19 protein-coding genes, 1 tRNA gene and 1 riboswitch are annotated in these 19,320 nt (G+C 36.5%); of the genes, 14 read left to right on the top strand and 6 right to left on the bottom strand.

Annotated features, from left to right (window positions below; all coding sequences use genetic code 11):
* Nucleotides 1-29 precede the first annotated feature (29 nt).
* On the top strand, nucleotides 30-590 hold the full coding sequence (locus tag LIS78_RS12745) for a hypothetical protein (protein WP_252285293.1): 561 nt from the start codon (nucleotides 30-32) through the stop codon (nucleotides 588-590).
* Nucleotides 591-620: 30 nt separating this feature from the next.
* Here LIS78_RS12745 and htpG read toward each other — a convergent pair whose 3' ends face one another.
* Complete coding sequence (gene htpG / locus LIS78_RS12750) at nucleotides 621-2,498, bottom strand: molecular chaperone HtpG (RefSeq protein WP_252285294.1); 1,878 nt, start codon at nucleotides 2,496-2,498, stop codon at nucleotides 621-623.
* Nucleotides 2,499-2,708: 210 nt separating this feature from the next.
* A riboswitch (ZMP/ZTP riboswitch) is annotated at nucleotides 2,709-2,787 on the top strand.
* 168 nt (nucleotides 2,788-2,955) lie between these two features.
* Between htpG and LIS78_RS12755 the strand changes: the two genes are divergently transcribed.
* The 4 genes from LIS78_RS12755 to LIS78_RS12770 all read left to right on the top strand — a co-directional run bounded on the left by LIS78_RS12755 (nucleotide 2,956) and on the right by LIS78_RS12770 (nucleotide 5,993).
* The gene (locus LIS78_RS12755; protein ID WP_013057119.1) at nucleotides 2,956-4,155 is read left to right on the top strand and encodes a phosphoglycerate dehydrogenase; all 1,200 of its coding nucleotides are present in this window, start codon (nucleotides 2,956-2,958) and stop codon (nucleotides 4,153-4,155) included.
* A gap of 123 nt (nucleotides 4,156-4,278) precedes the next feature.
* Nucleotides 4,279-4,740, top strand: coding sequence for a hypothetical protein (locus LIS78_RS12760; protein ID WP_252285295.1), 462 nt, complete (start codon nucleotides 4,279-4,281; stop codon nucleotides 4,738-4,740).
* Nucleotides 4,741-4,759: 19 nt separating this feature from the next.
* Nucleotides 4,760-4,984, top strand: a complete 225-nt coding sequence (locus LIS78_RS12765; RefSeq protein ID WP_252285296.1) for a DUF6143 family protein — start codon at nucleotides 4,760-4,762, stop codon at nucleotides 4,982-4,984.
* Nucleotides 4,985-5,843: 859 nt separating this feature from the next.
* Nucleotides 5,844-5,993: a hypothetical protein gene (locus tag LIS78_RS12770; RefSeq protein WP_013057122.1), complete on the top strand. Its 150-nt coding sequence runs from the start codon at nucleotides 5,844-5,846 to the stop codon at nucleotides 5,991-5,993.
* A gap of 117 nt (nucleotides 5,994-6,110) precedes the next feature.
* Here the strand turns inward: LIS78_RS12770 and LIS78_RS12775 are convergent.
* Nucleotides 6,111-6,182 (bottom strand) — tRNA-Ala (locus LIS78_RS12775).
* Between the two features lie 106 nt (nucleotides 6,183-6,288).
* Nucleotides 6,289-6,837, bottom strand: coding sequence for an HD domain-containing protein (locus LIS78_RS12780; protein ID WP_195783150.1), 549 nt, complete (start codon nucleotides 6,835-6,837; stop codon nucleotides 6,289-6,291).
* Nucleotides 6,838-7,063: 226 nt separating this feature from the next.
* On the opposite strand from LIS78_RS12780, the gene LIS78_RS12785 reads away from it, so the two are divergent.
* Nucleotides 7,064-8,365 carry a GH25 family lysozyme gene (locus LIS78_RS12785; RefSeq protein ID WP_252285297.1) on the top strand — a complete coding sequence of 434 codons (1,302 nt, stop codon included), beginning with the start codon at nucleotides 7,064-7,066 and terminating at the stop codon, nucleotides 8,363-8,365.
* Nucleotides 8,366-8,546: 181 nt separating this feature from the next.
* On the top strand, nucleotides 8,547-8,777 hold the full coding sequence (locus LIS78_RS12790) for a hypothetical protein (protein WP_016764194.1): 231 nt from the start codon (nucleotides 8,547-8,549) through the stop codon (nucleotides 8,775-8,777).
* 157 nt (nucleotides 8,778-8,934) lie between these two features.
* Here LIS78_RS12790 and LIS78_RS12795 read toward each other — a convergent pair whose 3' ends face one another.
* The gene (locus LIS78_RS12795) at nucleotides 8,935-9,834 is read right to left on the bottom strand and encodes a DMT family transporter (RefSeq protein WP_252285298.1); all 900 of its coding nucleotides are present in this window, start codon (nucleotides 9,832-9,834) and stop codon (nucleotides 8,935-8,937) included.
* A gap of 136 nt (nucleotides 9,835-9,970) precedes the next feature.
* Here LIS78_RS12795 and pdxR point away from each other — a divergent pair, with 136 nt between their 5' ends.
* The 5 genes from pdxR (at nucleotide 9,971) to LIS78_RS12820 (ending at nucleotide 16,122) form a co-directional block, all read left to right on the top strand.
* Nucleotides 9,971-11,404, top strand: coding sequence for a MocR-like pyridoxine biosynthesis transcription factor PdxR (gene pdxR / locus LIS78_RS12800; protein ID WP_252285299.1), 1,434 nt, complete (start codon nucleotides 9,971-9,973; stop codon nucleotides 11,402-11,404).
* 507 nt (nucleotides 11,405-11,911) lie between these two features.
* Nucleotides 11,912-12,544 carry a hypothetical protein gene (locus LIS78_RS12805; protein WP_209151683.1) on the top strand — a complete coding sequence of 211 codons (633 nt, stop codon included), beginning with the start codon at nucleotides 11,912-11,914 and terminating at the stop codon, nucleotides 12,542-12,544.
* A 138-nt stretch (nucleotides 12,545-12,682) separates the two neighbouring features.
* Nucleotides 12,683-13,528, top strand: a complete 846-nt coding sequence (locus LIS78_RS12810; RefSeq protein ID WP_114895407.1) for a DUF2971 domain-containing protein — start codon at nucleotides 12,683-12,685, stop codon at nucleotides 13,526-13,528.
* A 65-nt stretch (nucleotides 13,529-13,593) separates the two neighbouring features.
* On the top strand, nucleotides 13,594-13,794 hold the full coding sequence (locus LIS78_RS12815; protein WP_195783143.1) for a ChaB family protein: 201 nt from the start codon (nucleotides 13,594-13,596) through the stop codon (nucleotides 13,792-13,794).
* 393 nt (nucleotides 13,795-14,187) lie between these two features.
* The gene (locus LIS78_RS12820; RefSeq protein ID WP_252285300.1) at nucleotides 14,188-16,122 is read left to right on the top strand and encodes an alkyl/aryl-sulfatase; all 1,935 of its coding nucleotides are present in this window, start codon (nucleotides 14,188-14,190) and stop codon (nucleotides 16,120-16,122) included.
* A 9-nt stretch (nucleotides 16,123-16,131) separates the two neighbouring features.
* Here LIS78_RS12820 and LIS78_RS12825 read toward each other — a convergent pair whose 3' ends face one another.
* Nucleotides 16,132-16,287 carry a hypothetical protein gene (locus tag LIS78_RS12825; RefSeq protein WP_252285301.1) on the bottom strand — a complete coding sequence of 52 codons (156 nt, stop codon included), beginning with the start codon at nucleotides 16,285-16,287 and terminating at the stop codon, nucleotides 16,132-16,134.
* Nucleotides 16,288-16,485: 198 nt separating this feature from the next.
* Here LIS78_RS12825 and LIS78_RS12830 point away from each other — a divergent pair, with 198 nt between their 5' ends.
* Complete coding sequence (locus LIS78_RS12830; protein WP_195783141.1) at nucleotides 16,486-17,778, top strand: Glu/Leu/Phe/Val family dehydrogenase; 1,293 nt, start codon at nucleotides 16,486-16,488, stop codon at nucleotides 17,776-17,778.
* 239 nt (nucleotides 17,779-18,017) lie between these two features.
* A complete protein-coding gene (locus LIS78_RS12835; RefSeq protein ID WP_252285302.1) occupies nucleotides 18,018-18,578 on the top strand; it encodes a nitroreductase family protein in 561 nt (186 codons plus the stop codon).
* Nucleotides 18,579-18,845: 267 nt separating this feature from the next.
* On the opposite strand, the gene LIS78_RS12840 is transcribed toward LIS78_RS12835, so the two are convergent.
* Nucleotides 18,846-19,271 (bottom strand): hypothetical protein, encoded by a 426-nt coding sequence (locus tag LIS78_RS12840; protein ID WP_252285303.1) that lies wholly within the window; start codon nucleotides 19,269-19,271, stop codon nucleotides 18,846-18,848.
* Between the last annotated feature and the right edge of the window lie 49 nt (nucleotides 19,272-19,320).

The raw sequence follows: 19,320 nt of genomic DNA on the forward strand, positions 1-19,320 counted from the left end.
TATGAGGTGCAGAATTTTTGGAGGCTTATATGCAAGAATATATTTTTTATCTTCCCTATTTTAAATCAGCGGGGAAGACCGTAGCAGTTACAAATGAAAATGGAGAAAACGTCGGGCAACTTAAGAGAATGCATAAAAATATGCGGGCTAAAAGTATTGATTTTTTAACTCGTGATGGACTTCCAGTGTTAGATTCTATTTCTTGGTTTCCTATCTTTTCCTGCGGCTTAAAGGTACATTTACAAATTCAATGGGAAGGAAGAACGCTGCTTATTGACCAAATGAAAAAACACCGGTGGGTGATAAAAGAAAATGGAAAAACAGTAGGGCATCTATTAGGTAAAGGAATAATTAAAAACGAAGGAGAACAAGAAATTAGATGGGGAAATAACGTCTACATGTTAAGCAGTCATGAAGTCGTAGAGGAAGCGTGTATTTTTAATCAAAAAAGAGAAAAAGTCGCAGAGTTTAAATCAGACCTTTTTCATTTTAAAGAAGGCAAACACTCAATAAGAGTAATAGAAGAACTGCCGGTACCCATTTTTATCGCTTCTTACTATATAACTAATTTCATTATGCCATACATATAATAAGGCGCAGAATCATTCTGCGCCTTATTTTTATATCATGATTTTACAAATATCATTTGTGAATTCAACGGGATCACTAATAGATAAGCCTTCAATTAGAAGAGCTTGGTTATATAATAGATTTGTATAAAGGTCTAATTTCCCTTTATCATTTTCAAATGCATCTTTTAAAGAAGCGAATACATCATGATTTACGTTAATTTCTAACACTTTTTCTGCTTTTACATGCTGATTATCAGGCATAGCACTTAAAATTTTCTCCATTTCAATCGTTACTTCACCATCAGCTGATAAGCAAACGGGATGTGTTTTTAAACGTTTAGACGCGCGCACATCTCCTACTTTTCCCGCCAAAGCTTTTTTCATATAGTCAAATAGCTCTTTATTTTCTCTTTCCTCAGACTCATTGAGCTGTTCTTCCTCTGCTTCAATCCCTAAGTCACTGCTTGAAACAGATTTAAATTCTTTTTCTTCGTACGTCATTAACATTTTAATCGCAAATTCATCGATATCTTCTGTAAAATACAGAATTTCGTACCCTTTATCTGCAACCAATTCTGCTTGAGGAAGTTTTTCAATTCGGTCGTACGATTCGCCTGATGCATAATAGATATACTTTTGATCCTCAGGCATGCGCGATACATACTCATCTAGTGTTACGAGCTTTTTCTCTGTAGAAGAATAGAATAAAAGCAAATCTTTTAATACATCTTTGTTGCTGCCAAAGTCACTGTAAACGCCGTACTTCAGCTGGCGGCCAAATGATTCATAAAACTTCTCGTACTTTTCACGTTCGTTTTTAAGCAAGCTTTTTAATTCATTTTTGATTTTCTTGCCGATGTTTTTGGCAATCAGCTGAAGCTGGCGGTCTTGCTGCAAAATTTCACGTGAAATATTAAGAGATAAATCTTCAGAATCTACCATACCTTTCACAAAGCTAAAGTAATCTGGAAGAAGATCTGCACATTTATTCATAATTAAGACGCCGTTTGAATACAGTTCAAGTCCTTTTTCAAATTCTTTTGAGTAGTAATCAAACGGACTATTTTCTGGAATAAATAAAATGGCATTGTAGCGAATCGTTCCATCCACATTAATGTGAAGGTGAGTGAGCGGTTTATCAAATCCGTAGCGCTTTTCTGAATAAAACTGCTCATAGTCTTCTGAAGTCAATTCATTTTTGTTTTTCTTCCAGATCGGTATCATACTGTTGATAACTTGTTCTTCTATATAATCTTCTAGCTCGTTATCAGAACCTTCTTTAGGACGTTTTTTCGTTATGTCCATTTTAATCGGGTAGCGGATAAAGTCTGAATACTTTTTAATAATCTCTTTTAAACGATACTCTTCTAGATACTCATCATATGTTTCATCTTCTGTATTTTCTTTAATTTTTAAAATGATTTGAGTTCCAACCGTTTCTTTTTCACAGGGTTCGATTGTATAACCATCAGCACCAGTAGATTCCCATTTATAGGCTTTATCGCTGCCTAATGCTTTACTAATCACCGTTACGACATCTGCCACCATAAACGCTGCATAAAACCCAACGCCGAATTGGCCGATAATCGTGTGCCCGTCCTTTGTTGCATTTTCGTTTTTAAACGCAAGAGAACCGCTTCTCGCAATTGTGCCCAAGCTGCTTTCAAGCTCTTCTTGCGTCATGCCAATTCCAGTATCCGTAATGGTTAAGGTACGGTTAGTTTTATCTGGTGTTACTTTTATGTAGTAGCTTTCTTTATTAAAACGCAGAGAGTCGTCTGTTAAGGCTTTGTAATAAATTTTATCAATTGCATCGCTCGAATTTGATAGAAGTTCTCTCAAAAATACTTCTTTTTGAGAATAGATGGAATTAATCATCATCTCTAATAATCGCTTTGATTCGGCTTTGAATTCTTTTTTTGACATAAGAAGTTCTCCTTTCCAAATAGGGCTTATAAAATAATTAGCACTTGAGTGGATAGAGTGCTAATCACTCTTCTTATTTAACATGTATTAGGGTATTTGTCAATATATTAGGAGATTCACTAAAGAGATTGAAAATTAGACTGAAAAAAGCAAACTTTTAAAAAAAGGTTGAACGTTCTGAAAGAGTTTGCTAGAATATACTTAATTTCAAAGACTATATGTGACTGGCGAAACGCGGATAACCGTGAGGAAGCATATAGTGACGTAGCCGTTCGCCTGGGCAGAGGTAAGGGATTAATACATATCTCTTACCTCTTTCTGTTTAGGGGGAGAGGATATAGAAGTTACCAAACATGTAGGCTAAAAAACCAGACTTTTAAAAAAATTAAAAATGAAGTTCCTTTATCCAAGGGTAAAAACATGTAAAACTACGATGATAATCAGAGGAGAGTACAAAATGAGCACATTAACATTAGAAAAAGTACAAACAATCAAAACATTAAACAACATTGCACAAAAAGGTCTAAATGTTTTTAATCAAGAAGGTTATCAAATTGACAACGACAGCGAAAATCCAGATGCTATTGTCGTGCGTAGCTTTAACATGCACAGCATGGCATTTGACCAAAATTTAAAAGCTATTGCACGAGCTGGAGCAGGGGTTAATAATATACCGGTGGACGCTTGCACAGAGCAAGGTATCGTTGTATTTAATACGCCAGGAGCTAATGCAAACGCAGTAAAAGAAATGGTTTTAACTACAATTATGGCTTCTTCTCGTAACTTATTTGCTGGAGTTGAATGGACAAAAGGATTAGACGGCCAAGGTGATCAAATTCCTAAGTTAGTTGAAGCAGGTAAAAAACAGTTTGTTGGAAAAGAAATCAAAGGTAAAACATTAGGCGTTATTGGTTTAGGTGCAATTGGTGCTCTTGTAGCAAACGATGCCCTTGATTTAGATATGGACGTAATTGGTTTTGATCCATTCATTTCTGTTAATACAGCTTGGAATTTGTCTCGCAACGTACAGCGTGCAATGTCTCTAGAAGAACTATTTGCAGCATCTGACTATATTACTGTTCACGTTCCATTAACGGACGATACAAAAGGGGTTTTCAATAAAGAAACGTTTAGCATCATGAAACCAGATGTTCATATCTTGAACTTCTCACGCGGTGAGCTTGTAAACGAAGAAGATATGAAAGCTGCTCTTGAAAGTGGAAAAGTTGGTCGATACATTACAGATTTCCCAAATCAAAATGTCTTGAACATGAAAAATGTTGTGCCAATTCCTCATTTAGGAGCATCAACTCAAGAATCAGAAGAAAACTGTGCGGTAATGGCAGCACGTCAAGTGAAAAATTTCTTAGAAACAGGAAACGTTAAAAACTCAGTGAACTTCCCGAATGCATCTCTTCCTTACACTGGGAAAAAACGCGTAGCTGCTTTCCATCACAACGTGCCGAATATGGTAGGACAACTTACGCAAGTATTCTCAAACTACAATTTAAACATCGCAGATATGGTGAACAGAAGCCGCGGTGAATATGCGTATACAATGATCGATATTGACAATCAAGTAAGTGACGAGATTGTGCCTGAGCTAGAAGAAAAAATTGGTCAAATTGAAGGAATTATTACAAGTCGTATTATCTAATTTGGTTACCATCATATTTTAGTGTTTCAGCCCTAACTTTTCTAAGTTAGGGCTGTTTTTGTATGGTGTTTACCTCATATCATTTCCTTTATTCCCATAGCATATAGAAATACCTTTAAAGAGGTGAACGTTTTGTCAGGAGAACTGATAGGAATTTTGATAGGGTCGCTCATCGCGCTGGCAGGAACCTTCATTACGTCTGTCGTAGCTATAGCTATGTCGAAAGAGCAATACAAACAAGAGCTTCGCAAAGCATTTATACAAAAGAAAGTTGATGCCTATACCCATGTGTGTCAAGTTATTCTAGCTATAAAAAATGATTTACTTACAAAAACCGTTTCTTCAGCCGGATTAAACTGGACGGCTCAATCTATTACCAAACTAGCAGATGTATGTATTACGGAAGGACTATGGCTCGATGAAGAAGACAGCAAAAAGTTGGAGGCTCTGCAGAAGCAGCTTTCAAAGTTTGTATTTGATGAAATAGAACTGTCTAGACATGATATCCTCACAACCTGTTATGAAATTGTTGAATATTGTGAAAAAAAGGTAAGAATTCTTCATTTTATGACCACAAAAGAATAGGTGATTACTACTTTAAGAAGTGATAGTAGAAATATTAAAAAAGCATCGGAATATAAAATTACAAAACAATCCGTTTATATACCAGCAGCCGACGAGGACATTAGTAAGTGATGAAGACGGTAAATTTATCTTTTCAAACAACGGTTCCTACGTTATTTTTCTAGTCTCTCCGGGAAATAAAGAAATTAAAGCTGAAATTGCATATAGATGTTTTGAAAAAAACGTAAGAAGGACTGTTAACTGAATAGGTCTTAGCGATTGTATGAGAAGTGTATGAGCTATTTCATATTTAGTACAGTTCTTAACAAACAGTAAGTGTTTATGAAAAGAACTTTGCAGCAGCATACAAAGTTCTTTTTTATAGCTTGCGTTTTTTCGTTCGATTGTGGATATAACCAAAGAAAAACAAAGCAAGCAAAAGTATAATTCCGACTAAACAAGCGATTTGAATGGTATTTAAGGATGTTGAGGACTCAAGGATTAAAGCGATAATACATAAAACTAAGCCACCTAGTACAATAGCAAATCGATTAACACTGTATAAAAAACGAATGCCGTATTTTTTATATAGCAGCAGGGAGGAAGCAAAAAGACGACTGTTATAGAACGAATGCCAAATACAGCTGATATACTAATCACCTCTTTGTAGAATGAAGTAACCTTTTTGTCCAGGTAAGGGTAAGCATCCTTAACATCTCACGTTAATGTCTAAATTCACATTATCTTAAGTTTCAATTCATACTGGCTTCATATAAATTAATCATACTGAATGTATTAATGAAAGATATGAGGTGGAATAATGCTAAACAAGCTTTTTAAACTATTTACACAAGAAACCGAGATATCTAAAGATAAAGAAGTAGATCTCCCCGAAGAGAACGACTTTAACGAAGTTTGTGATGATCATTTCATTATAGATGAGTATTAGAAACCCTATAAAACGCTGCAAAATTTAAGGAATTGATTGAGTATATCTGTATAACCAGTAATTGTACAAGGGTCGTAAAGGTATACTCTTACGGCCGATTAATATTGATGAATTGCTTTTTACATGAAACAATGTGAAAAAAATGGGCATCCTAGAAGCAAAAGGAGGGGATAGAATGGGCAAAGAACCAAACGATGAAACAAGTGAAGGGCTGAATCAGCTTTTTGAAATCATTAATGCAAAAGGCGACGAGGGCGAACTTAGAGAAATTGTCAGCAGGAGCAGTGAAAAGAATAATCATAAAAATCATGAGGATCAATCGTAAAAAGAAAATAAAAAACCTCTTCATGGAAATCATGAAGAGGTCAGATGAAATAGTATTGCAACCATTCCATCCTGCAGAGTTTCAAAGTGTTTTAAACTCTTGATACGATTGGTTTTATGGAACTGATGGGATTCGAACCCACGACCCCTTGTCTGCCAGACAAGTATTCTCCCACTGAACTACAGTCCCGATTATGTAGAGTCTTTATTGTGTATCGACTCTACTATATTTTAATACGTATGCCGCGCGTTCGCAATAGTTATTTTCAGTGTTTTCTAATTTCTTCACATGAATATTAACTTCTAAAAAAATCATTTACTTCTTGTTTGTACGTATAAAAAAAGCTTGGAATCTGGCTTGGTTCCAATCCTTTTACAGCGTATTTACTGATGGATTCGTAGTACCATTTCTGCTTTTCGAATCCTCTTTTAAAGCTATTCCAAATCGTATCTCCTTGCTGATCGTAGCTTTCTTTTAAAGACCGTAAATTGTCTAATTTATCTGCTACAATTAAAGATTTCACTTCAAGAGAACCAGTTTTAACGATTTGAATTGTATGCTGTTTACGTTCTTCCCAGCTTTTTGATTTGTCTTCTGTATGAGCTTCAACAATACCCGCTACCTCTAAACCAAATCTTTGTACAATTTCTTCAAGTGTTACACTTGTATCTTCTACAGCATCATGCAGATAAGCCGCTGCTATTACGTCTTCACTAAAACCCGCTTTTTCTAAAATATTACCTACGTTAATAGGATGAACAATATAAGGTTTATCGGACAGCTTGCGCATTTGGCCGCTATGAGCATGTTCTGCATATTTACGTGCTTCTTTTATTAAAGACATCATATTCCTCCACTTTTTATACAGTATATCTTCATATTATTAGTATAAACGAATATAGCTCTCCTAACTTTATAAAATTGCACAAATTCATTTCTTATAATAAGGTAAGGCTACCAAAAGCCCTTCTTATTGTACGGTTTTTTATAAAGCCTAATATCTATTTAATAGGCCTGTATCAGTTGCCATTTCCTTTTTTATTCATAGTTTGTATGAAGGAGTGATAGCAATGCAAAACCGTAATAATCAAAATATTAAGGTCATTGATGTTTCTCATCACAACGGAACAATTGATTGGGTAAAAGTGGCGTCGGATGGTGTAAAAGGCGCGTATATTAAATTAACAGAAGGCACAACCTTCTTAGATAAAAAATCATATGATAATTATATAGGAGCAAAAAATGCAGGTCTACGTGTAGGCTTTTATCACTTTGCTCATGCTGATAATGATCCTATTGCAGAAGTTAATTTCTTTTTAAATAAATTGGGCAGCATGAAGGTTGATTTGCCTCATTGCTTAGATTTGGAAGAAAGTAAAGGGAAAACAAAAGCGCAGGTCACAGCCTTTGCAGTTAGATGGATGGAGTATATTGAAAGGAAAACAAGCATTACGCCTATTCTTTACACGGGATATAGTTTTATTAAATCCAATTTTACAAGCGCTGTGGCAAGATATCCGCTATGGGTAGCTCGTTACAGTGGAAGTAACCGTCCTAAGGGATTTGCTAACCCAGGTGATACGGCGATTTGGGATAGATGGTCTATGTTTCAATATACAGATCAAGGAAAAGTAAACGGGATTAAAGGCAATGTTGATATCAATGAAATGGATCTGAATTTCTTTAATAGTATTAATACAGGCGTTACGATGGTGGAAAATAATAAGCCATCAGCACAATTGCAGCAAGGTGATAGCGGACTAGCCGTAAAAGAACTGCAGCAAAACTTAATTAAATTAGGATTTGAACTTTCTCAACAAGGAACCGATGGTCAATATGGCAGGGAAACTGTTGCAGCTGTTAAAGCTCTTCAAGAAAAGTATGGATTAACGTCAACTGGAAAAGCTGATGAAAAAACATTAGCTAAAATGATGGAATTGCTTAAGGGTGTACGTAATCCTATAGAAGAATCATTGCCAAAGGTTACTTCACTCGGAGATAAATATTCTTTTCAAGTAAAAGCGAAGAAGGATATTGGAGTCTACAAATATGCGAATGTAACAGAGAATTTCAGAACTATAAAAAAAGGCACGGTATTTAGCGTATATGGCTATACGAATGCAGCATGGGCTGTTCCAGGCGGATTTGTGCAAATGAAAGACGTAGAACCTATCCCAGTTACAATTAAAACAGGCGGATTAAGTAAAGACATGGAAACAGAGTTTCGTGCTTTCTTAAAAAATGAAGGAATTGACAGTGAATTAAATGTACATGCAATAGGTAATCCGTCAGCTGACCTCACTGCAGCTGGACTGGATTTTGTAAAAGTTAAGCAGTTTTTAGATAAAAAAGGCTGGTACTACAAGCAATAAAACCCCGCTCTTCGGAGCGGGGTTTTGTTTTGGGATTTTATAAAAAAAGAATAGCAGGCATCAATTACGTAATTAAAATATGTTCTAAATAACAAAGTAGGGGGTAACAAAAAAGTTTCTATGTATAGTTCACCTCCAACAGTCATATTTTTAGTCAACGGCTCATGGAGGGTGAATGAATATGAAAAATACGCAGATTCGAATTGAAACACTATCCTATCACTATGAAAGCATTATGGTGAATGATGAAGTAGAGCGCGCGATAAAAAGTATTGAAGTGACGTATCGAGCATATAAACATAACCACGTTTTAAACGGACATGTAGTACTTTCAGGAGAAGAGATTTACGATCTTCAGCAACTGACTCACGCAGTGGCTGGGAAAATAAAAGCAGAATTAGAAACTACATAAAAAAACGCCTTTCTTTAATCTTGGTTTGAGATTTAAAGAAAGGCGTTTTTTAATTAATTATTAATTAAACTGCAAAAAGAAGAAATTAAAGTATGTTCTAAATAAAATATATAAATAAAAAACATATCCTCTAAGAGCATTCCTTAAAATATACACATTACCTTTGCATTGTGAACTTTGTCTTTTTTACCACTACTCGTCTTTTACTATATGTAAGCAACACGCCGTATAACGTAATGATACTTCCAACAATGGAAACTGCGCTCGGGATATCTTTTAAAAGCAGCCACGCTAAGAAAAAGGACAGCGCAGGAGTTAAGTAAAGAGAAATGGCAGCCTCAGCAGAACCTATACGCGATGTCAGATAAGCGAGTACCATATATGGAATAACGGTTGGAAATAATCCTAAATATATCACGCTTATCGCTGATCTGACAGAGATATGTGCAAGTTCTGTTTCTAACCCTGGTAAAAAAACAAGCATAGAAATTGTAGCTCCCCAAATACTGTACGTCACAAAAGAAAGGAAACCATACTTTTTTAATAAATTTTTTTGACATACTATATAGATGCTTTCTGCAAGGGCAGCTAGTAGAATCAGTAAGATTCCATTAACTGAGTGTATAAAATTCTCTTTGCTGAAGGTTAAAAGTGCAACACCTGCAAAGCTTACTGCAGATCCAATCCATTTTCTTTTTCCAAACTCCTCCTGAAAAAGAAAAATAGCTAAAAGCGAAGAAAAAATAGGAGTAGTCGAGACCAGTAAACTCGCAATACCCGCACTCACCGTTTTTTCTCCAATGTTTAATGCTGTGTGATATACGGTAAAACCTAAAAAACCGAGCGCTAAAAGAGGTGGAATATCTTTTATATCAGGCAAGCGCATGCGTGTGGCTATTGCAATAACTAACAGCACTACAGAAGCAATACTTAACCGAACAAAAGCGAGGTGCTGAGGAGAAAACGATTCCAGCCCTATTTGAATAACTGGAAATGCTGAAGCCCATAAGCTAATCATCAGTATATGTAAGAACACGAGACTAAACGTTAATTTCATGCCTATTCATCTCCATTTTTCATTTTGAATCCAACCAGTATCTATTGTGGTTCCCATGTTAATAAACATTTGATAAAATGTCTTCAACCAGTTTAAAAGCAATTAACCCAACCACTTTAAAAACAGGAGTAAATGTATGAATCAAGAGAACAGTTCTAGTTATCCAAAATACAAGCAAATCATTGATTTTATGAAAGAGAAAATTGCCCGTGGAGAATGGCCGATTGGAAGTAAAATTCCTAGTCAGCGAAAGCTTGCAGCTCTGTTTGACGTTAATCGAAGTACGGTCATCACGGCATTAGAGGAATTAACAGCAGACGGTTTAATTGAAGGTAAGATGGGAAAGGGAACAATCGTTATAAATAATACATGGACACTTTTGGCTACGACTCCGCCCGATTGGAATGTTCATGTGAAATCAGGTATGCATCGTCCGAGTCAAGCAATGGTACAAGATATTAATGAATCCGAATTTAACTCAAACCTTATTCAATTAAGCAAAGGAGAGCTTTCACCTGACATATTTCCTAAAAACAAAATGAAATACGCCGTAGAAAAAGTAGCAGAAAACATGGAGGTTCTGGGATACGAAGAACCAAAGGGGTATTTTCCTTTACGAAAAGAGTTAAGTGCGTATATGAAAACAACGGGGATTGAATCTTCTCCAGATTCTATTTTAATTGTTTCCGGCGCTCTTCAAGCTCTTCAGCTTATTTCAATTGGACTGCTACAAAGGAACTCTTCGGTTTTGTTAGAAAAACCTTCTTACCTATACTCCTTACATGTATTTCAATCAGCTGGAATGAAACTCAAAGGTCTTTCTATGGACGAGGAAGGGATAAAAGTCACAGCTATAAAACGGGCCGACCCTCAAGAAGGGCAAGCTATTTTATATACAAATCCATGTTTCCATAACCCAACGGGAACATTAATGTCACAAAAAAGGCGTTACGATTTGTTGAAAGAGTGTGAGGAACATCAGCTTCCTATTATTGAAGATGATTTATATCGCGAATTATGGCTAAATAAACAGCCTCCGTTGCCATTAAAGGCTTTAGATAAAAATGGACACGTGTTATATGTTAGCAGTCTTTCTAAAACATTAAGCCCGGGATTACGTATCGGATGGATAGTCGGCCCAGAACCAGTTATTGAGCGTTTGGCAGATATTAAAATGCAAACAGATTATGGATCTAGCTCATTGTCTCAAAGGGTGGCAGCAGAATGGTTTACAAACGGCTTATATCAACAGCACATGGAAGCTGTACGAACCGAATTGCGAACAAGAAGAAAAGTTATGCTGAATGCTTTAGAAACATACGCAGGAGATGTAGCAACATGGACGAATCCTGAAGGAGGCTTTTTTATATGGGTGCATATTCAACCTTCTATTTCAATGAAATCTTTATACTCTCGCGCTTTAAAACGAGGAATATTACTTAATTCTGGAAGTATCTATGCACAAGAAACCGGCAGTTATCTTCGTCTTTCTTACGCCTATGCCTCTTTACCAGATATCGATAGAAGCATTGAAGTTCTTGCTGAACTTATTCGAGAATTGCAAGGATAGCAAAAAGGAATAGTGGGTTAATCACTATTCCTTTTTATTTGTATCAAACTCTTCTTATAAAAAACTCCAAGTAACAACTGACTATATATTATCGTCTATAAATACATGTTATTTTTTATGGCAAAAATAAGTTAAGAAGACTTTTAATTTACTTTCTGTACGTTTTACATGTAAATCGTGAATGGTTTTAACTACGTAATCATTATCAAACATTTTCAACACCTCAATTATTGTTAAGTTTCCTGTTTGTTATAGTTTATGAAATAATCAGACGCATATCACCCGCCATCAGCTGTAACTTTACGGTTCATCTTTTACAACTAAAGGCTGAAACGTACGCTCATGATGAACGCACGAATAACAGGATATGCAAAAAAATGAAAAGTGTGCACGTTTTGTTTTAAAAAAGCTATATCTCTAAAAAAAGAAAATTGTCACACACATTTATGAATATGTATCTACTAAGTAAGAAGACTTTTTCAGTTGGTGGGATTGAAGGTGAAAAAGATGGATGAATTATTTAAAGATCTTGATGTGTACAGAACGCAAGAAGAAATGAAGCAGTATTTTGAACATACGCAGCAAATGATTCATCAAAACAGAGAATATATAAAATTAGCCCGACTTAAAAAAGGGCGTTTCAAAAAGTTTTTTGAAGAGTTTTATCCGCTTTATTGCTTCAGCCAATCTTCTTATTGTCCGAGGAATTCAAAATTGAAGCTTATTATTGGAAGTCAAGGATACGACGGATTAATTCTTCAGCCGGATGGTACTGAAAAACGAATTGAAATTACTTCCTACAAAGATGGGAAACTGGAATTTGAAGATGCACAGAGGGTCAATTCAGGAAATTTTGCTCTACCCCGTATCCAGACGGAAGGTTCTGTAGAAGAGTATATAGAAAAAGTGCTAGAAAACATCCAAAAAAAGAGCAAAAAAGATTACAGTGGAGCATCCATTCTATTTGTTGTACACACGTTTCATTATTTTGAAGCCTACGGGAAAAGTTCAGCTTCCTTTATTCGTACCTTAAAAAAAGAAATGAAGAATACTGATTTTCGAGCGGATGAAATTTATTTATTGGAATTAAATCAGCCAGAAAGTGAAAGTGTTAAGCAAAACATTCATTTCATTAAATAAGAAGACACGCTGTAGATGTTGAGGCGTGTCTTCTTTTCTGATAATAGAACTCTCTTAATACAGGTGGATAATTTTGAAAATTACAACAATTAAGTGCTATAATTCAAGTATGAATATGCATTCGGAGGAGGAAAACCAATGGATTTAGCTTATAGAGAGAAAGCGTACGAATATGCCAAAAGATTCGAATCTAGCTATGACGATTATGATGAACGGTATAAGGTGCACAATAATCCGACGGTGTGGCGATTTATGCCGCTGTCTGATTTTCAAGATTTACTGGAAACCAATGCGCTTTTTTTCGCAAAACCTGATGCATTTTCGGACCCCCTTGAAGGATGCTCTTCAATGTGGAACATAGAGGAGTTAAGAAAAAAAGGCGAACGTCATAACCGTACCTCTAGAACCTATATAAGAAAAATCCATGAATTTTCTGCTGTTTCATCCTGGCATATCAATGATTACGAAGCCGCTGGAATGTGGGACCTATATTTAAAGGGGAATGATGGCGTAGCTATTAAAACCACCTATGAAAATTTATTGTGCAGTATTAAAGATTTACGCTATAAAATCTTCTCTGGCAAAGTGCAGTACATAGACTTCCAAAAAGAAATGGTCAGTCACTCTGTATATGACACGTTATTTTACAAGCGCAAATCCTATCAGCATGAAAATGAATTGAGGCTTGTTATTGTAGCAAGTCGTATACACGCTTGGAAGCTGCAAAAGCTATTCGAAATTCAAGGTATTTCCGCAAATCAATGGCAAAAACGAATGGATATCCTTGAAAAAAGATCGTATGAGTTTTCTCACGAGCATGGTAACCTCCTTACATGTAATTTACATCAGCTTATCAATGAAATTTACGTATCACCAAGAAGCGCTCAAAGCTGCGTAGATGAAGTAAAAGCCCTTGCTAAAAAACACGGACTCGCTTATAAAAAGGTCACTCAGTCCGACTTGTATAGGGACTATATTTATTAAATGTTTATGTTATTTGAAAACAGGTAAATCAGTAGTAAAAGATGTTTTTAAGGAGGAATACTATCATGCCTTACAATTCATTAAAAGAACTGCCAGATGGAGTAAGAGATAATCTTCCTCATCACGCTCAGGAAATTTATAAAGAAGCATTCAATTCAGCAAGTGATGAATACAAAGAAGAAGCTACCGCTCACAAAGTCGCTTGGAACGCGGTGAAAACGAAGTACAAAAAAGATGATAATGACAACTGGGTAAAAAAACAGTGATAAAAGAGCCTAACCATAATGGATTTATTATTATTTTTGGAAAAACCCCCCAATTAGGTTTCGATTGTTTTATCGAGGGTATACATTTTATGTAAGGCCAATACAAGAAAGGAGAGACTGTACATATGCATTGTTTTACAGCGACTTCAAGAAACGTATTGAGCACCTTAGAAAGAAGATTTGCTTTGATTACAAAAGGCACATTGGTAAACAATCGTTATACTAAGTGCTAGGCTGTCTAATTCAGACAGAATACTCGACTATTCAAACATAACATTCAGTATAAAAAAGAAGATGCGTGCTAAGCGCATCTTCTTTTTTGTTGACTCTATTTTCCCTCTCTTTTGTACTTCGTCTTATTTTTACGCATAAAGTAATAAAAAGGAGGGGGTTATGCTGTTTGATTATGAACAGGAGTTAACGATTCACCGAAAAGATGCTACTCAAAAGACTGCAGCGACTAATGCTGAGACTTATAAAAACATAGACTGGGAGCAAGTGAAATCAGAACAAAATCTTGCGGATTACCAAGCTCTTGTACGCGTACCTTTTCCTCTGATTTTCAAAAAAAATCAGCTGTACCCTGTATGGGATTTAAGAAAGTACGCTTTTTTATTTGAACAATCTACACCTGCTACTGTCCACCCTAAACTGTGGGAACAAGGAAAATTAAATGTACAAGCCGGCTTATATCAAGTAACTGAAAATATCTTTCAAGTAAGAGGCTTTGATATGGCTAATATTACATTTGTTAAAGGAAAAACGGGATGGATTGTTATTGATTGCTTGACGTCAAAAGAAACAGCAGAAGAAGCGCTTAAACTAATAAACCAGCACTGCGGTAAACACTCTATCAAAGCCGTTATCTTCTCTCATTCGCATATAGATCATTACGGCGGAGTTCTAGGGATATTACCTGACTCAACACAAAATAAAAATAGTAAAGTTTATGCTCCTGCTGGGTTTATGGATGCGGTTATCGATGAAAACGTCACGGCGGCAACAGCAATGACACGAAGAAGTCAATATATGTACGGTATTCAACTGCGACGCGATGAAAAAGGCCTAATTGACAACGGTATCGGAAAAGAAATTTCATTTGGAACAATCACGCTTATTAAAGGAATAGAAGAAATTCGTCCTTCCGAACATCATTCTTATGTAAGTAAGAAAATTGACGGCGTCTCATTTCAGTTTCAGCTTACGCCAGAAACGGAAGCGCCTGCTGAAATGAACATCTATATTCCTAGTGAAAAGTCTCTGTGTATTGCAGAAAACTGTACGGCTACTCGGCACAACCTCTATACGCTCAGAGGAGCAAGGGTAAGAGACGCAGCAGCATGGGCAAGATACTTGCAGCAAGCAATCAATTTATTTGGCCAAGAACTAACAACTGTATTTGGGGTACATAATTGGCCAAGGTTCGGAAACCAATCGTGCATCACATATATCGAAAATCAACGAGATGTTTATCAATATATTCATGATCAAACATTAAGGCTCATGAATCAAGGATATACCATTGATCACGTCGGCCGAATGATGAAGCTGCCAGAAATCCTATCTCGCGAGTGGTATACAAACGGTTTTTATGGAACGGTTAACCACAACGCCAAAGCGGTTTATCAGCGCTATATGGGCTGGTATAACAGCAATCCTGTAGATTTAAATAAACTGTTTCCTGAAGAGTCAGCTAAGAGATATGTAGAGTATATGGGCGGAGCGGACAACATTGTCAAAAAAGCGCAGCGCTGTTTTCAACAAGGCGACTATCAATGGGTAGCTGAAGTGACCAAACAAGTTATTTACGCTGATCCTCACCATGTGAAGGCAAAACTTTTATGTGCAGACGCGCTTGAACAATTAGGGTATACAGCTGAATCTGGCCCTTGGCGAAATGAATATTTAACAGGAGCCAAAGAACTTCGTTTAGGTAATATACCGCTGCCGTCCAACATTATCACAAAAGAAGTATGGGATACACTTCCTTTGAAAAATATTTTAGAACTATTTAGCATTCGCGTAGATGGATTAAAGGCAGGTGCATGTAACTATCGTATATTGTTTGTGATACCAGATCGTAATGAAGTAGCTCTCACAGAACTTAAGCATGGAATCTTTAGGTATCTCGGAGATACGCGAAAGAAAGCTGAGGTGACGGTAACGATGTGGCAAGATACCTTATATCGACTCACAACTACAAATGATCACTCTTATAGCTCGGTCATATTTGTTCAAGGAGATAAATCAAAATGGGATTTCTTTTTGTCTTGTCAGGATTCTATCGATCCAAACTTTAATATTGTGACACCTGTTTCTAAAAAATAGAGTACCTGATTACAGCCCAGAAAGCACATCGTTGACTTTTTGTTCAAAGCAGCTGTCGCATGTGAAGATTTCTTTTTCTTGAAAAGATGTTAGCCTTTCTCCGCAGATGGAACAGCATTCTATATAGTTATTGTTTCGCTCTTGTTCTTTTCTTTCATTTAACATAGCACTTTCCTCCTTTGCAGTATAAATAGTTTGTCTTATTTCTTTAAGTATATACTAATATCAGCCTATGCAGGGAATATAAGGCTTGCTAATGCAGATTATTTATAATATAAAAGCGTTGTAAAGCAGCAGAAATTGGCACAGGAATTGCATGTTAAATCGTTGAGAAAATTCAATGATTAATATGGGGTGAACAGAATGTCCATTACAAAAACAGCTAGTGAATTAAAAAAAGAACAGCAGCAAGAACAGGAATCACTTAATTTATTTTTATCTACTCAAACGGTTATTCAAGAAGCACTTCAAAAGCTAGGCTATGGTGAAGAAGTATACCATTTATTGAAAGAACCGCTGCGCATGATGACGGTTCGCATTCCGGTTAAAATGGATAACGGATCGGTAAAAGTCTTCACCGGCTACCGCTCTCAACATAATGATGCTGTCGGGCCTACTAAAGGAGGCGTACGCTTTCATCCTGAAGTAAATGAAGAAGAAGTAAAAGCATTATCCATTTGGATGAGTTTAAAATGCGGAATTGTCGACCTTCCGTACGGCGGCGGTAAAGGCGGAATTGTATGTGACCCAAGAAACATGTCTTTTGGTGAACTAGAACGACTCAGCCGCGGCTATGTAAGAGCCATCAGTCAAATAGTTGGGCCTACTAAAGATATTCCTGCACCGGATGTCTATACAAACTCACAAATTATGGCGTGGATGATGGATGAATATAGCCGACTGCGTGAGTTCGATTCTCCTGGTTTTATTACCGGAAAACCTATCGTACTCGGAGGATCTCAAGGACGCGAAACTGCAACGGCTAAAGGAGTAACCATTTGTATTGAAGAAGCTGTCAAAAAGAAAAACCTTAACTTGCAAGAAGCGCGGATTATTATTCAAGGCTTCGGAAATGCCGGCAGTTTTCTTGCTAAGTTCATGCATGATGCAGGAGCAAAAGTAATCGGCATTTCAGATGCATACGGAGCTCTTTATGATCCACTTGGTCTTGATATTGATTACCTGCTTGATCGACGAGATAGTTTTGGTACCGTAACTAATTTATTTACAAATGTGATGACAAACGAAGAACTATTAGAAAAAGAATGTGATATTTTAGTCCCCGCAGCCATTTCTAATCAAATTACGGTTCGTAACGCTCATCGCATTAAAGCCTCTATTGTAGTGGAAGCAGCGAACGGACCGACTACGCTTGAGGCCACACGTATTTTAGATGAAAAAGGCGTGCTTTTAGTGCCAGATATTTTAGCAAGTGCTGGAGGCGTAACGGTTTCATACTTCGAATGGGTGCAAAATAATCAAGGCTACTACTGGCCTGAAGAGGAAGTAGCTTACAAATTACGCAAGGTAATGGTGGATTCATTTGAAACGATCTATCAAATCTCTCAAGAAAATGACGTAGATATGAGACTTGCTGCTTACATGGCAGGAATCAAAAAATCAGCTGAAGCTTCTCGTTTCCGCGGCTGGGTATAAGAGAAAAAAACGATTTGGAACATAGAGTCCAAATCGTTTTTTATTTGCCGGAACTGCCAAATAATTAAAAGAAAACCTGCTAAAAAAACAAACACGCTTAAAAAATTGGCATGTTTATTTATCGCGACCCGAATGATAGGCAAAACAATTGACAGTGAGAATGATTTTCAATTATTCTATATATAAGATATATACATACCTATACTAATAAATTGAATGTAGAAAAGGAGACAGAAAGCATGAGCGTATTAGATATTATTAAAGCCAGAAGAACGATTGGGGCTATGCAAGAGAAAGACGTATCAGAAGATGCTATCAACCTTATGTTAGAAGCAGGCACTTGGGCTCCTAACCATAAAAAGACAGAGCCTTGGAAATTCCGAGTGTTTACAGGGGATTCACGCGTTCGTTTAGGAGACGAAATGGAACGTATTATGAAACAAAAAACTGCTCATCTAAGTGAAGAAGAAGCGTTGAAAAAAACAACAAAAGCTAAAAAAGGCCCGCTTCGTGCTCCTGTCATTATTGCTGTAGCAGTAAGTCCTTCTGGAAAAGTCCCAGAAATTGAAGAAATTTCTGCCGTAGCGACAAGCATACAAAATATGCTATTAGTAGCGGAAGAACAAGGTTTGGCTACAATTTGGAGAACCGGTGAAATTGTCTATCAGTCAGAACTGAATGACTTTTTATCTTTAGAAGATGACGATAAGCTCTTAGGCTTAATTTACGTCGGTCATCCTAATAAAGAAGCTTCATCAAAACGCATTCCATATCAAGATAAAACGATTTGGTATCGTTAAAAGGTTATTCCTGTGTTTCTATAAATAAAAGGCAGCAGCTCATAAGTTGAGCTGCTGCCTTTTATTATTTTTGAAAAGTGGCATTAAGTTGCGCTTTTATTAGCTTACCTGTAGCAGTTCTTTTTAGTATCTTATGGGGAACTTCCCTGGTTTCCGTAACTACTAGTCAAAACAAAAAAGGAATTGTCTGTGTTCAGTCTTCTTTTCGAAGACCAAAATAATAGGTACGCGCCAAACCGAAGATAATGGGTGGCAAAAAAAAGACGATCATTTAACGGTCACCTTCCTTTCGGATGATTGAACGTCTACTTTCTGCATTGGGGTAGCAGTGTTGACAAAGAAGATGCCTTTTAACTTTGAATATTCCATCAATACTAATAGCAAGCTCATCGCAAGCAGCGGAACACACACCACTTTGGCAGGAATGTTGAAACAATAGTTAAGGACGGTGATGTTGGCAATAATGGGGAGAAAAATAATGTTCCCTAGTGTTGCGGTACGCGGAATCACCAATAACAATGCAGCTAATAATTCGCCAGCGGCAATAAAATAGTTGTAGAAATCAGAATACCCAAAGAAATACCACGCCAGTTTCATCGCAGAATCTTTTGTTGAATCGAACACGAAATCGCCTGTTATAAATTGTCCTGGGTAGATTTTGGCCATTCCATAAATAAGAAACGTAATGGCCATGGTCCACCTTAGGGTCGCAAGAATACTTAAACGAAATTTCTCTTTTGTA

It is taken from the genome of Priestia megaterium (assembly GCF_023824195.1).
In the GTDB taxonomy this organism is placed as follows: Bacteria; Bacillota; Bacilli; order Bacillales; family Bacillaceae_H; genus Priestia; species Priestia megaterium_D.